This is a genomic window from Thermodesulfobacteriota bacterium, assembly GCA_040756475.1.
GTDB lineage: Bacteria > Desulfobacterota > Deferrisomatia > Deferrisomatales > JACRMM01 > JBFLZB01.
On the sequence record JBFLZB010000026.1, the window covers coordinates 1 to 14,260 of the forward strand.

General features: G+C 69.1%; 8 protein-coding genes. 3 read left to right on the top strand and 5 right to left on the bottom strand.

The features are described 5' to 3' along the window. Positions 1 to 190 (top strand): rhomboid family intramembrane serine protease (locus AB1578_05770; protein MEW6487406.1); only part of this gene is annotated, 190 nt, incomplete at its 5' end. A gap of 324 nt (positions 191 to 514) precedes the next feature. Here the strand turns inward: AB1578_05770 and AB1578_05775 are convergent. From AB1578_05775 to AB1578_05795, 5 genes are all read right to left on the bottom strand, one after another. Next, positions 515 to 5,962 (bottom strand): Ig-like domain-containing protein, encoded by a 5,448-nt coding sequence (locus AB1578_05775; GenBank protein MEW6487407.1) that lies wholly within the window; start codon positions 5,960 to 5,962, stop codon positions 515 to 517. 121 nt (positions 5,963 to 6,083) lie between these two features. Next, the gene (locus AB1578_05780) at positions 6,084 to 8,225 is read right to left on the bottom strand and encodes a PilX N-terminal domain-containing pilus assembly protein (protein ID MEW6487408.1); all 2,142 of its coding nucleotides are present in this window, start codon (positions 8,223 to 8,225) and stop codon (positions 6,084 to 6,086) included. Between the two features lie 2 nt (positions 8,226 to 8,227). Then, entirely contained in the window at positions 8,228 to 8,842 is a 615-nt protein-coding gene (locus AB1578_05785) for a prepilin-type N-terminal cleavage/methylation domain-containing protein (GenBank protein ID MEW6487409.1), read from the bottom strand. Next, a complete protein-coding gene (locus AB1578_05790; GenBank protein ID MEW6487410.1) occupies positions 8,839 to 9,423 on the bottom strand; it encodes a GspH/FimT family pseudopilin in 585 nt (194 codons plus the stop codon). The genes AB1578_05785 and AB1578_05790 overlap by 4 nt, the downstream gene beginning before the upstream one ends. A gap of 32 nt (positions 9,424 to 9,455) precedes the next feature. Continuing rightward, a complete protein-coding gene (locus tag AB1578_05795) occupies positions 9,456 to 11,330 on the bottom strand; it encodes a GspE/PulE family protein (GenBank protein ID MEW6487411.1) in 1,875 nt (624 codons plus the stop codon). 752 nt (positions 11,331 to 12,082) lie between these two features. On the opposite strand from AB1578_05795, the gene AB1578_05800 reads away from it, so the two are divergent. Together AB1578_05800 and AB1578_05805 are read left to right on the top strand one after the other, a co-directional pair. After that, positions 12,083 to 13,609 carry a LysM peptidoglycan-binding domain-containing protein gene (locus AB1578_05800; protein MEW6487412.1) on the top strand — a complete coding sequence of 509 codons (1,527 nt, stop codon included), beginning with the start codon at positions 12,083 to 12,085 and terminating at the stop codon, positions 13,607 to 13,609. A gap of 202 nt (positions 13,610 to 13,811) precedes the next feature. Further along, a partial coding sequence (locus tag AB1578_05805; GenBank protein MEW6487413.1) for a hypothetical protein occupies positions 13,812 to 14,260 on the top strand: 449 nt, incomplete at its 3' end.

Genomic DNA, 14,260 nt, shown 5'->3' on the forward strand with positions numbered 1-14,260 from the left:
CGGCATCAACAACTGGGCCCACGGGGGAGGCATGGTCGCCGGGTTCCTCCTGGGGCACCTGCTGGGCTACGAGGAGCGGGGAAGGGAGCAGCCCTGGCACCGGTGGCTGGCGGGCGGGTGCGTGGTCCTCACGGCCCTGGCCCTGGCGTGGGCCCTGGCGACGGCGCTGCTGGTGCGGTTTTTCGGGTGAGGCTCGACGGACCCGGCGCGCCTGACCCGAATCCAACACCCAATTCTGGGGCCGGGTCCGGGAGCCCCGGCCCTGTCGAACCGGGGCCCCGTACCGCATCGACCGATCCGCCGCAGTCGGTGGACACCGGTGAAGCCGGACGCACCGGCTCCGCGAAAGGGGTTGTCTTCCGGATCGTGTAGATAGGCCTTGGTCGGCCCGCGGCCTCTACAGATCATCGTCAGCCACTGCCATCCCGGACGGCCCCGACAATGGCGTGTGCCCAAGTAAAGCGAGCCGGAGGGGGGCTCCCTCCGGCTCTTCGTTTGGGCGGGACCGCTCCTCCTATGGGATCACGTTGACCTGGAGCTGGGTGAAGCAGCGGGAGTCCTGGACCCGGATCGTGGTGGACGTGTTCTGGGCCAGGCTCTCCAGGGTCACCAGGTTTCCCGTCGCCGGGGCCCGGATGATCGCGCTCACCGGGTTCGACGAGGTCCAGGTCACCGGGCCCACGGTGTCGAAGGCCTCCAACTGGAGGGTACGGTTCTTCTTGATGGTGATCGGCCCGGCAGGGAGGACGCGGATGGGGCACGAGCTGTTGAACACCTGGATCTGTACCGAGTCCGCCACGGACCCGACCCCGCAGGGGTGGGCGGCGGTGGTCGTGGCCGTGGCCGTAAGGGTGTAGGTGCCGTCGGGCCACGCGGAGACGTCTCCCGGGGCGGCGGCGCAGTTGTCTCCGCCGAAGCCGCAGTACTCGTTCGACGCCTCCACCCGGGGCGCAAGCCCCATGGGATTGGGACTCACGGTGAAGGTGACGTTGGCGATCTGGTCGAAGGGACTCGCGCCGAACCGGTCGTCGGGCACCGCCTTCCAGACCAGGGATGGGCCGTTGGGGGTCCTCGTCCCGTAGCTCGCGCCGTCCGCGGGCAACGCATGGGCCACCGTCGGTTCGAGACAGACCACCTCCAGGGAGAGGACCGCGGAGCACCCGGTCGCGTCGGTGACATGGAGCACCACGGTGCCGGGCGCCGTGGGGGTGAAGGTGGCGTTCTCGGTGTCCGGGGCCGGCGAGACCGAGAGATTCCCGGCTCCGGAGCTCGCCGCCCCGTCCACCACCCAGGTATAGGGCTCGGAGCCCCCGGCGACGGTGAGGGCGTAGGACGAGCCCAGGGAGACCGGCCCCGCGGGCGCGACGGGAAAGGTGAGCGGTGCGCATCCGCTCACGGCGAAGGTGGCGGAGTCCGTGCACCCCAGGTCTTCCACTGAGACGGTCACCAGGGTGCCGGGCGGCGTGTCGGCCAGGCCTTCCACCGCCGCGCGCGTCGGGTCGGCGGCGTTCACCGTGAGCCGGGAGTAGACGCCGGGGTCGGTGGTGGTCCAGGTCGGGCTGCAGAGGCTGCCGAGGGCCTGGAGGGGGAACGAGGTCCCCGTCTGGACCGAGGTGGGTTTCGGGTCGATGCGCAGGTTGCAAGTGGTCGGAGGCGTCACCGTGAGGAACGCCTGCAGAGGGTCGGGACACGCGGCGTCCCGGGCCGTGATGAGGGTCGTTCCGGTACACGCGCCGGTGGCGATGCCCGAGAGGGCCCCGCTGGATGCGATCGACGCCACCGTGGGGTCGTCGCTGGCCCAGGAGACCGCGCCGCTGGGGGCGTAGGAGACGGTGAAGCCCTGGAGACCTCCCGCCGCCAGGGGATTCGGGATTGCGGGGTCGATGTTCAGGGGGTCGGCGAAGAGGTCGCAGGGGTCGGCGACCACCACCGTGGCAAAGGCCGTGCAGTTGTTCCGGTCCCGCGCCCAGATGCGGACCGTGCCCGGACTGACGGCGGTCACGACGCCCGTGTTCGAGACGGCGGCCACCGCGCCGTTGTCGCTCCACCACTGGGGAGTCCCTCCCGGGTTGATCGCCAGGACCTGTTGGGAGGCGCCCGGGATCAGGGTGAGACTCCCCGGCCGAAGCCGGATGTTGCAGCACTCCACGCACAGGGACTGGCTCATGCCGCTCTGGTTCAGGCCGTAGTTGTACCAGATCTCGGGCGTGCCGCTTCCCTGGTACCCCAACTCCGCCGTCATCGAGCCGTACACCGAGGGGTTCCCGGAGCCCCGGAACGCGCCGTCGATGTAGACGGCGCCGTCGATGTGGACCGAGAGCCCGAAACTCTGCCGCGGCTGGGCGGGATCGGAGCGGATGGGGAGCACGTCCTCCAGGTCCACCCCCGCCCCGGGCCACAGCGGGTCGTTGTGGTCGTAGTGCATCTCCCGCTCGGGAGGCGTCTGGGCGGTGAGGTTCTTCGTGTTGCCCATGCCCCCGAACACCAGGTCGCCAGCGACGTAGATGATTCCGGAGGTGAAGAAGTTCCCCTGGATGTCGTGCTTGGGGAGGACTCCGGCCGCGGCGTCCGCGTCGATCTCGACGCCGGTCTTGGGCACGACGTAATGGGGGTCTGCCGTGTTCGGATCCCCAAAGGTGTCGACGAAGACGAACTTCCCGTTGTGGTACGCGTTGGGCTGGCCCGGGCCGTTCATGCTCAGCAGCGCCTGCAGGTTGTTCGCCACCTGTCCGGTCGCGGGGTTTCGGACCTGCATCCCGGGGAGGGTGTACCAGTAGGTGTCCTGGTCTACGGCAAGGGTCTTGATCGTCTCGTAGTCGAGGACGACGATCATCTCGTCGATCTTCGGGTCGCTGATGTTGCGAAAATAGTTGCCGAAGCGGTCCGTCACCGGGGAGCCCGGGTTCAGGAAGGGCCGGTCGGGCACGTCCGGCGTGGGGTTGGCAGCTCCGGAGTAGTTGCCGCCGCAGTACACGTCGACGAAGCGGTCCGTGTAGTTGTTGCCGCCGAAGGGCGAGCCGTTGAACTGGCCCGTGATGTCCTTCCAGATGAACTTGTTGGGGAGCGAGATGTCGCCGCGCACGACCACGTCTCCCCAGTGGACCTTGAAATTGCCGTTCCACCCCGCGCCGCCTCCCGAGGTGATGGCGTTGGGGAAGCACACGGGGACGGGCAGGGCCAGTGGGACGTTGAGCTCACAGGCGTCGTCCAGGGGATCGTCCGGGTCGGTGTACTGGACCTGGATGTCTACCCGCTTGCCCGGCGGGTAGGTGAGGTTGCCGTCGGGGGTGGCCAGGAACGGCCCGCCGTCGAGCTGGAACATCCGCAGCGGCAGCACTTCCGTGAGCATCCGGCGCGAGGAGGAGGGGACGAGGTCGACCCCCTCCTCGTCGTACAGGGCGCCCTCCGCGTAGACCCGCACCCACAGGCCCTTCTCGCCCCCCGCCTTCGTGGCGTCCACGTGGTTGGTGTTGAACCGGCAGTCGTCCACCTCGAACTGGAGCTGCCGGATGGCACTGATGCAGTTGTTGCCCCCCGCGCCGAGATCCTGCCGCACGAAGCGGCCCGAGCCGGGGGGGTCTTCCAGCATGTAGTAGGCCCGGATGCCCGTGGTGCCGCTGCACGCGTTGCTGATCGAGAGGGTGGACGGGCCGCAGGCCCAGATGGGGTTTCCGGTGTTGGGGTACCGCGCCTCCACCGAGAAGGTGGCACCGTCGGCTGCGCTCCCGATGAAGAGGTCGGCCGTGGCCACCGAGGGGACGACCCCTGTCAGGTTCACGGTGGTCGCGTTCTGGGTGAAGGCCGGATCGAAGCCGGCGCTCCCCGCGGCCGACGTGAGCACCAGATCAATCGGAACCCCGTTGAGGTTGCATGCATTCACCCGGACGATGACCCTTGCCGGGGTCTCGCACTCGGTGAGCGCGAGCGTGGGGTGCCAGGTGACGCCGCCATCCTTGCTGAACTCGATGGCGCACGCGTTCAGACAGGCCTCCAGGGTCAGGGGCTGTGGTCCGAAAGACGGCACCGGCGAGGGATCGGCGCTCAAGTCGCCGGTGAGATCAATCTGGAACATGGGGCTCAGGGTGAGCGGTCCGGCCCCCAGGGCACACGGCGGCGGCGGGTTGTAGGTGAGTGTCTGTTGGCCCAGCCCCGGGCCGGCAGCTACCCCTAGCGTTCCCTGGTCGAGGATGCTCGTAGGCGGATCCTTCGTGATGCTCGCGGTAAGACCGTACCCTCCTGCCAGCGGATCCCACACCAGGTTGTCTCTGCAGTCGGCGACCTGGAAGAGGTCCGAGATGGGCGGCGACGGACAATCGCTGTGTGTAGCGGCCGCGATGGCGCTGGGCGCGGTGGGGAGGAGGCGGGTGGGCGGCCACGGCCGCACCTGCACGTCGAAGGGCCAGGTGGTCCCGGAGGCGGCCGCAAGACCTGCCGTCAGCCACGCGGGCAGCGGCGTGACGGCGCGCACGTCGATCCGGAAGTTGTTTCCGGCGCGGCTGGCGGTGTAGGGGCCTGCCGCCGGCGGCTCCACGGTGAAACTCTGTCCCGACGACGTGAGCAGGTCCGACGGCCCTATGGAACCGAAGGGCCCGAGGCCCATTGGGTCGAAAGCCTCGAACCGGAGTTCGGGCGTACCCGGCTCGACCTCGTTGCCGCACTCGTCATAGCTTCGGGCCACGAAGTCGAAGCTGCCCCCGGGGCAGGTGTCGAGGACCAAGCCCGCCACCCCGCTCTCGATCGCCACCCGATCGGCTGCGCCGGGAAGGTAGGTCACGGTGATGCTGTTGTGGAGGGTAACGGTCTGGGTACCTCCGGGAGTGTCACACGAGACCGCCGCCTCGGCCCACACGGAAATCGGCTTGGAGAGATCCGTGTAGGAATGGTTGAAGCTGGCCTGCCCGCCGGCGTTGGTCGTGGCCATCGCCCCGGTCGGGGTTCCGTCCCCGGCCCCGAACCGCACCGTGATGCCGCTGACCGGCTGCCGGTGCTGGTCGAGGACGGTTGCCGTGATGCTGGACCCGTTGGGGCACGCGGGCTGGCCCGGGTTCGCCGACAGGTCGAGCCGGCCGCATGAAGCGATCGCAAGGCTTCGCGGACTGATACGGCTCCGGTATACCCTGCGGCGAAAGTTGTCGTCGAAGTCTGCGGTCACTGCGTTCGGCGTCCCGGCGGCATGGTAGGTCGCCACCGAGTCGGGGGTGCGGGGAAACGTCTGCGTGTAGCGGGGATCCGCGGTCTGGGTGCGAAGCACCAACTCCAGATCTACGGACCGGATCGCCGCACGTTCGGCAGCAGCCAGGGGGGTCGTCGCCAGGATCTCGGCTCCCGTCGCAGGGTCGCGCGAGATGGGGTTCCCCGCTGCGTCGTAGTATCGGAAGATCAGGTTGTCGACGTTCGAGGCAATGGCTTCGGGGATGATCCCGCCGGCCGCCGTCGGCGTGATGCGGTAAAGGGTGTAGGGGGGGCCCGAAAGGTCGAGGCCGATGCGCAGATCGTGGATGTCGGCGTCGTCGATGGTGCCGTTGCCGGTCTTGTCGAACCACACGGTCGCGCTGATGGTCTCCGTGCCCCCGCCCACCGTCGGGGGGGTCTTGGAAACGGCGAAGGTGACCACCTCGTCTGCCGAGACGACGTTGATGTTGGCGGTGTTGAGGGGATCGTCGTATTGGAGCACGAGGTAACGATCGGAAGCCGCAAGGATCGACTGCCCGCGCATCGAGACCGTAGCGGCCGCTCCGGGCACGTAAGAACCCGCCAGTTGTACCGCCTTGCTGATGAGTGTCTCCGCCATGCGGGCCTGCTGCTGGGCTCTGAGCACCTCGTCCTGTGTGGAATAGGTCCGCTGCTGGCCGATAAAGAACTGGTAGAGCCCGGCCATGAGAATCAGCCCGATGGCCATGGCCACCAAGAGCTCCACCAGGGTAAAGCCCCTCGCGGGTCTCGACGGTCCGATCCTTCGCATGTTCTTCCTCCTCACCCGCACTTCCTGTGGGGTCCCCCTGCGGTTCGCTCCTGGCAGTGCGCCGCGCTCGGTTTTGCGCACGCGGTATGGAACAAGGGCCGGTTCGGCTCCGCTCCAGCCCCTATTCCTCGCGCCACGCCGTACGCTCCATGCTGTAGATGCTCGGCACGTAAGGAGGCCAATAACTGGGGTTCCCGAACTGGCGGTCCCAGCCGAAGCTGCGGGTCGGCGGGGAGTAGTAGCCCAGTCCGTGCGGGCCCACAGCCTGCCGGCTGAACCAAAGGTTGATCAGGCAGCCGGTAATGGCGCTCTCGCGGCCTCCCCAGGTTTCGAGAAAACGCACGAAATTATGGATTCCCGCTTCTTCCCCTCCCGCCGGGGCCCCCCGGAAGTCGTGCCGACCCGTGAAGAAAGCGGCGTTGTAGGTGGTTCGTCCGGTCACCGTGGGTCGGCTGAGAGTGGTCCCTCCCGTGTACGGCGGGGCGACGGCGCCCAGTGTCGGCGGAAGAAAGCGCGGCCCCCAGTCGTTCGAAAGCAGCGTTACGGCGTCGCTGATGAGTGCGCACCCCACCCCCCCCGGAGAGGTGCTGCCCCCGGCGTGGCCCGGTGCGTTGAAGTCGCCCTCCAGGTAGATGGGGTTGTCCGTGGCCAGGGTGGTCCGCACCAGGAGCGTAGGAGAGACCTGCCGGTCTACGGCCGTGCGCGTGCGCCCGGCCTCGGAGCCGATGAGCTTCACCGCCTGGAGCGCGCCCCGCCCCGCACCCGCCACAAACCCGCCCCCCGACCTCGAGCGCGATACGTAGATGAGGAGGGACCGGTTGCTGAGGTCGATGCTCCCGTCCAATCCTCCGCCGTCGCGAAAGTCCAGATAGTCCCGATACCAGTATTGGAGGCGCTGGAGGTCGACAACCGTGAAGTCCACCTCGCGGCCCTCGCGCCCGTCCTGTCGCTCCAGCACGCAGGGGTAGGAAGGGTTCGCGGTGGCGCCGGCCGCCGCGGCATAGGCTCCTCCCGCCTCGTCGGTTTCCACCAGGTTCTCCGGCGAGTAAAGCGCCGTGCGGGCCACCGGGGGTGTGGCCGTCGAGGCCAGTGACCCGTCCGCATTGGTCCTGGCTCCCACGGGCCAACTGTCGATGTTCGCGGTGACGCCGAACCCAACCTCGTACGCAGCCACCAGGTCGGTCACGTCCTGGGAAGGCCCGTCGAAGGGGTTGAACACGACGCGCCAGGGGTCTGAGAGGATGACGAGACCATCCACGTCCTCCCGCATCGGATCGCCGGCCTCGGTCTCGTAGAAGCCTCCCCGCAGCAGGGACTGGAAGCTCGCGGAGGGCATTCGGTCCACCCCCACCCGCACGTGGTACGTGTCGTCCGCATCGCGAAAGCGCTGCTCCTGTGCGGCCTGATTGGAACCGTCGATGGAGGTGTCGATGAGAACGTAGTCGGGGTTCGCCGTGGACGCGGCTCCCGAGGCCGATGGAATTGTGCCCGGGTTGTGCACCCGCACGTAGACGTTGCTCGTGGCCCGGTTTCCCCAGGTGCCGTCTTGCTGGAGATGGCCCTGGTGTCGAATCCGGCCCGCCACAGTGATGGTGCAGGGGGTCGGCTGGTTGGCGTCGTCGTAGTTGCGAAAGGTCACCCCGTTGGCATGCTGGTTCGCAAACCCCAAATCGCCGTTGGTGTGCACGCGCCCCCAGGATCGCATCTCCGGTCCGGGATGCCACCCCAAGTCATCGTCGAAGAAGACGTAGTACTGCACCAGCGGGGTCTCCAGCAACTGGATCGTCTCCGACATCTGCTCGGCGCCGCCGCTAACCGAAAGAGAAGTGGCCCTCGAGCTCAGCAGGTACGTGTATGCCTGATGATTCAGTTGCTGTCCGCCATCCAAACTGGAGAAGGGGTACGGCCGCGGTTGCCCGCCCCCGGTAACCGTGCCCTGGTATGAGATTCGATACTCCACGTGGTAGCCGTTGAAGTCGCTGCCGTCGATCGGTAGCGCGGGGGTGATCCAGGTGCCCCACCCCGGGACCGTAGCCGGGTTCGGTGCCCGAAGGTTCTGGACCACGAAACCGAACAAGGCCCCCGATGCAACGTCCAGGCCTGCTTCCGAAGCGTAGAAGGCTTCCTTGCTCACCGCTTGGTTGGCCGTGAGCTGGGTGTCGAGCGTCGCGTTCAGGAGACTCGCCGCTCCCAGGAGGGAAAGGAGGGCGAGGATCACCAGGCCTGCCACCAGAACCGTGCCGCGCTGGCTGCGAAGGTTCATCGTCATTGCCTCCGGAACACGAGCGATTCCATGCCGACGGTACGGGTCCCGCCGGAGCGGTCTACCCATGAAGCCTCGGTGCGGAGCCTGGCGAAATCTCCCCTTCCATCGCCGTTGACGTCTATTGGGAGGGGTTCCACCATCCATCGCCGCGAAACAGTGAAACCCGCGCCGGTTCCGCTGTAGTCGACCACGTCGCTGCCGGTGTAGATCCCGTCGCCCGCGGTTTCGTCTCCGCCGTTGGTCCCGTCGTCGTAGAGCACCTCGTAGTTGTTGCCTCCCGTCAAGACGACCGGGGTGCCCGCCGTGCCGGAGAGCAGGCCCGACACCGTCACCTGGTTCGCGCTGCCCGGGGGATCGATGACCGTGGTCAGGGCCGGATCGGTACTGGTGAGGTAGTCGAAGTCGAAGGGAGAAAAGGTGTCGGCACGCTCCGAGGTGGCGTAACTGCGCAACTGCTCCATCTTGGCAGCCGCGAGCACAACGGCCTCGCTCATAGCATGGGTGTGGGTATTGGCGCGGACGAAACTGATGCTCATGGCCGCCACGGCGAGCAGTCCCACCGAGAGGACAGCCAGGGCGACGAGAACTTCCACCAGGGTGAACCCCTTCCTCATAGGTACTCCTCCCAGGGGGGATTGCTCGTGGGATCGTAGCGAAATACCTGCACCTGACCCGCGCGGCCCACGGCGAGGGCTCGCATCCGCTCGTCGCGGACGCCCTTGTCGGTCGCCGGGATCAGATAGAAGGCGCCTGGATCTGCGAGGAGGCCGTTCGGCCGAAACGTGGCCCGCACCGGGCTGGACGTTCCCCCGAAGCTCGCCGCCTGGGCGACGGCGGCGCCGTCCACACCGGTTACGGGATTGTAATCGAGCGCGACGTTCGGGAACCTGCCGGGCAGGCTCAGGGTCTTCACCAGAGCGTTGGCCGTGCCCCAGTTGTTGTCGTCGTCTTCCCAGATCTCGATCTTCTGGGCGGCCAGGTCGAAGGTCACGTGGTGCACCCGGTTTCTCGCAATGGCGCGCATGCGGGCCAGGTTGATCTCCGAAGCCAGCACCTTGGCCGCGCTGTTCACCCGGTACGTGGGGATATTGCGAAAGATGCCGGGCAAGGTGGCAAGCCCCAGGATTCCGATGATCGCCAACGTGATCATTAACTCCACCAAGGTAAAGCCACTCTGTGCCCTCGGCTGGGCCATGGTGACGCTCCTTTCCAACGGGGCCCCCGATCTCACGCTCTGCAAGCCGCATTCCCCGCCAAGAGGCCAAGGGGAGGCGACGTGTCGTCCGGCGGGGTCACGGCGAGAACCTCCCGGGGGGTGGTGAGACCTCGGAGCACGGTGGCCGCACCGGCCTGGCGCAGCGTGCGCATGCCGACCTTGCGGGCCAGGACCCGCAGGTGGGCGGCGGGCCTTCCCTGGTGGATGGCCTCGGCCACCTCGGGGGTCAGCTCGAGGATCTCGTAGAGACCGATCCGGCCCCGGTAGCCGGTCTGCCGGCACTTGGGGCAGCCCGCTCCCTGGGGCACGGGAGTCCGGGGCGGCAGACCCAGGGCTTCGGCCTCGGGCAGGGCGATGGGAGCCTCGGCGGCACAGAGCGGGCAGGGCACCCGCACCAGGCGCTGGGCCACGATCCCCAGGAGCGTCGAGGCCAGCAGGTAGGGCTCGGCCCCCATGTCGAGGAGCCTCCCGATGGCCGAGGGGGCGTCGTTGGTGTGGAGCGTCGAGAGCACGAGGTGGCCCGTGAGGGCCGCCTGGAGGGCCATCTTGGCGGTCTCGGGGTCCCGGATCTCCCCCACCATGATCACGTCGGGGTCCTGGCGCAGCAGGGTGCGAAGCGCCGAGGCAAACGTGAGCCCGATGGCAGAGTGCACCCCCACCTGGTTGAAGTCGTCGAAGAGGTTCTCGATGGGATCCTCCACCGTGCTCACGTTTCGCTCGCCGGTGGCCAGGCGCCGCAGCGCCGCGTACAGCGTGGTGGTCTTGCCCGAGCCCGTAGGTCCGGTGACGAGCACCAGGCCGTGGGGCCGCTCCAGAAAGCCCTCCATCGTCTCCAGATCCCGGCCCTCGAGGCCCAGGTCGGCCAAGTCTTTCTCGTGCACCGCAGGGTCGAAGATGCGCAGCACGGCCTTCTCGCCGAAGGCCACCGGGAGTGTAGAGACCCGAAGCTCCACCCCCGCGCCGCCGTACTCCGTCTTGATGCGGCCGTCCTGGGGCAGACGCTTTTCCGCGATGTCCATGCGCGAGAGGGTCTTGAGGCGCGAAACCAGGGCCGAGTGGACGCGCCGGGAAAAGGTGTGAACCGTGTGGAGCACCCCGTCGATGCGCAGCCGTACGAGGGACATCTCGCGCTTGGGCTCGATGTGGATGTCGCTTGCCCGCTGGTCCAGGGCGTAGCGCAGCAGGTGGTCCACGGCCCGCACGATGTGGCCGTCGGCCGCGTCCACCTCGCCGTCGGTGCGCATCCGGAAGAACTGCTCCAGGTTCTGGAGATCGGGCACCTGGCACAGATCCCGCTCAGCCGCGGCCACCGAGCCCTTGAAGCCGTAGATTTCCCGAATGAGGCGCAAGACCTCCGCCCGTGCCGCCAGGTGCACCGCCACGGGGCGCCCCAGGCGGCGGGCCACCGTGTCGTGGGCCTGCGCGTCGAAGGGATCCGCTACGGCCAGGGGAACCGGGTCGGCCTTCGGGTCGAGCACCAGGATCGCGTGCTTCTGCGCAAAGGCCCGGGGAAGGGAGCGCACAATGGCGTCGGCGTCTAGCCGCACCGGGTCGATATGGGCCCGGGGCACGCCAAGGTGCGCCGAGAGGGCGCCGAGGACGTCCTCCGGCTCCAGGGGTTCCTTGCGGCCCGGGGGGGAAAACCCGTAGGAGAGGAAGACCCCGACGGGGTCGCCGGGGTCGCCTCCGCGCCGGTCCACCACGGCCCCCTGCACGGCCCGTCGCTCCCGGGCGAAACGGGCCTCCTTGGGCCCGAGGAGCCGCTGGGCAAGACAGGCCTCCACCACGTCGTCCATGTCGAGGGACCGGCCGGCCGGCGAAGCCTCCCGCCGGCGTCCCGGAGGAATCTCTACTGTGTTCTGCAGGGTTTGCTCTTGTTCCAACACGGTTGCCTCTGGTAAGTAAAGCCGCGCGACGGCTCCCAACTCATCGGGCTCAGGCCGGGCCGACGCCGTGGCCATGAGGGGGAGGAACTCGGCCGTTGGGCCGCCCCCAGGCGGTGCAGCCGCAGCATTCTATGTGACGATCGGCGCGCGCAGGAGAAAACTTTAGCCCCAGGCCGTCCCACCCGATCTTGAGCTTTTCGGGGACCGCGGCTGGGAGCCGAAGATCCTCCAGGAAGAAGACACGGAAGCCGGGCGCGCTGCGTGCGCCACGGCTTCGCGCCGCCGGCTGCGTGTATCCCCGCGCTCCGCGGCCGGGAGTGGCGGTCACGGCCTTCCCCCATTCGCTCCAGCGGGCCGGGGCTGGCGCCTCGAGCTCCCGGGTCTCGAGCCGGATAGCGATCCAAGCCCTCCCAGGCGGCCCAATGACGAGCTCAAGAAGCGCCGGCAGACCACAAGGCGCCGCGACTCCCCGCGGGCCGTATGGGGCCTTTCTCATGGCCCTGGCCCTGGCCGTGGCCCTCGGTGGATGCGCCGGGGCGCCTGCCCGATCCACCGCCCCGGAACCCCAGCCCCCCGAGCGGGTGGCGGCCGAAGCCGCCGCGCCGGCTCCTCCGGCTCCGGCGATTCGGCCCGCCCCTTTCCCCGACCCCGCTCCCCCGCCCCCCCCGGCAATCCGGGCGGCACCGAAGTTGCCCCAGCCCGATGAGCGGCCGCGAGCGGCCCCCGTGCCGAGCCCCGAGCCGGCTCCGCCCATGGCACTCCTCCCGGATCGAGCCGTCGAACCGGCGCCGGCCGTGGGCCCGCCCGGCGCGGTCTCCGAGGAGGCGGAGGCGGCGGAGGCGGCAGAGGTGTGCGAGGAGTCCGCAGAGGCGCTGGAGGCATTGGAGGCATTAGAGGCGTGGGGGCTTCCGGTCCCCGACCGCCCGGAGATCGGCGCGGTGCTCGACGAGTTCGCGGGGATGCGGGGGCGAGGGCTCGGTGAGGTCTTTCGCCGCGGCGCGCGCTATCTCCCCATGATCCGCCACATCCTTGCCGAGGAGGGATTGCCCGAGGAGCTCGCGTACGTCGCCCTGGTGGAAAGCTCCTTCCATCCCGACGCCCGGTCGCCGGCCAACGCGGTGGGGATGTGGCAGTTCATCGAGTCTACGGGCCGCGCCAGCGGGCTGCGCATCGACTGGTGGGTGGACGAGCGCCTCGACCCGGAGGCGTCCACCCGCGCCGCGGCGGCGCACCTCAAAGAGCTCTATGCGCGCTTCGGCGACTGGAACCTGGCGCTGGCTGCCTACAACGCCGGCCCCGGCGGCGTGAGCCGCGCCCAGGCCGCGGCCCGGGCCGAGTGCTTCTGGGAGCTCTCGGCGGCGGGGGCCCTGCGTGCGGAAACCCGCCGATACGTGCCCAAGTTCTATGCGGCCGTCCAGATGGCCCGGGACCCCGAGGCCCACGGGTTGCCGGCCGGCACCGCTGCCGCTCCTCCGTCCTATGAGACGGTCTGGGTGGACGCGCCGGTGGACCTGCGCACGGCAGCCCGGCTGGCCGGCGCAGCCCTCGCGGAGCTGCGGGCGCTCAACCCGGCCCTCAGGCGGGGGTGCACGCCCCCGGGAACCCAGGCCTATCCCCTGCGGGTGCCGGCGGGCACCGCGGGCCGCCTGGCCCAGGGGCTCGCCGCGATACCGGCTTCCGAGCGCCTCACGTTTCGCCGCTACCAGGTCCGGCCGGGGGACACCCTGTGGGAGATCGCCCGCTCCCACGGCGCTCCTGCGGCCGCCGTGGCCGAGCTCAACGCCATCGCGGACCCGCGCCGCCTCCGGCCGGGACAGGAGGTCGTGATCCCGGTGCCCCGGGGCGGGGCCGGGTCGGAGCCGGCCCTAAAGACCCGCGCGGCGCGATCCGATGAGGCATCGGAAGGAGCTGCTACCTACGTGGTGCGCCCGGGAGACACCGTGTGGGGCATCGCGCGGCAGCAAGGCGTCTCGAGCGAAGACCTGATGCGCTGGAACGGGTTGGACCGCCGGGGACGGCTGCGGCCCGGCGACCGGTTGGTCCTGGGATCCGGCGCCGAAACCGGACGGGCCGTTGGGTCGACGCGAGACGCACCGCGCCCCCGGGTCGCCTCCGGGGAACGGGTGCACGTGGTTCGCCAGGGCGAGAGCCTGTGGGGCATCGCCCGGCAGTACGGTGTGCCGCTCGCCCAGCTCCTGGAGCGCAACGGGCTGGAGCCCTCGTCGATCTTGCGACCCGGAGATCGGGTGGTGGTAGACGGCGGTCTCGATCCGTCCTGACCGGTCCCCTCGGACCGTTCCGGCGCGCAGAAACGCTTCTCCAGGGGGATTGGGATTGACACCCTTGGGAAGGGTTTGTTAGAAATGCGCGTCATTTCGGCCATATGGGGTGGCCTGGGGCAGGGAAAAGACCGATTGCACCGCGCCGGCGGCCCCCCTGGGGTCGCGCGCCGGCCGTCGCCCTTGTGACCTGGCGGAGCGTATGCCCCAGCGCCGATCCCTGACCCTCCTGGTCCTCGTTGCGGCCGGCCTCCTCTGGTCTGCCCGGGCGGGCGCGACGACCTGGACGGCCGAGGCCACCGTCTCGAACGAGAAGAAGACCGAGGTCACGGAAGAGGGCAGCGACCGCACCGAGACCTTCAAGCAGTCCTACTCCCTCACCTACGAAACCGACATCAACCCCGCCCTGCGGTTCTCCATCGACCTGGCCCTGGACATCACCGACGAGATCAACGAAGGGCCGGGGGACGACGACTTCGACACCCGCGAGATCAAGCCCTCCGTGGACGTGGAGCTCCAGGCGGTGTGGTGGGACCTGACCGCCAACTGGGACACCACGCGCAAGACCACCGACGACCCGGACCAGGCGAAGACCCAGGACGACTCCTGGGGGCTGGAGCTCACGGCCGAGCCCCAGGGCCGCGTGCTCCC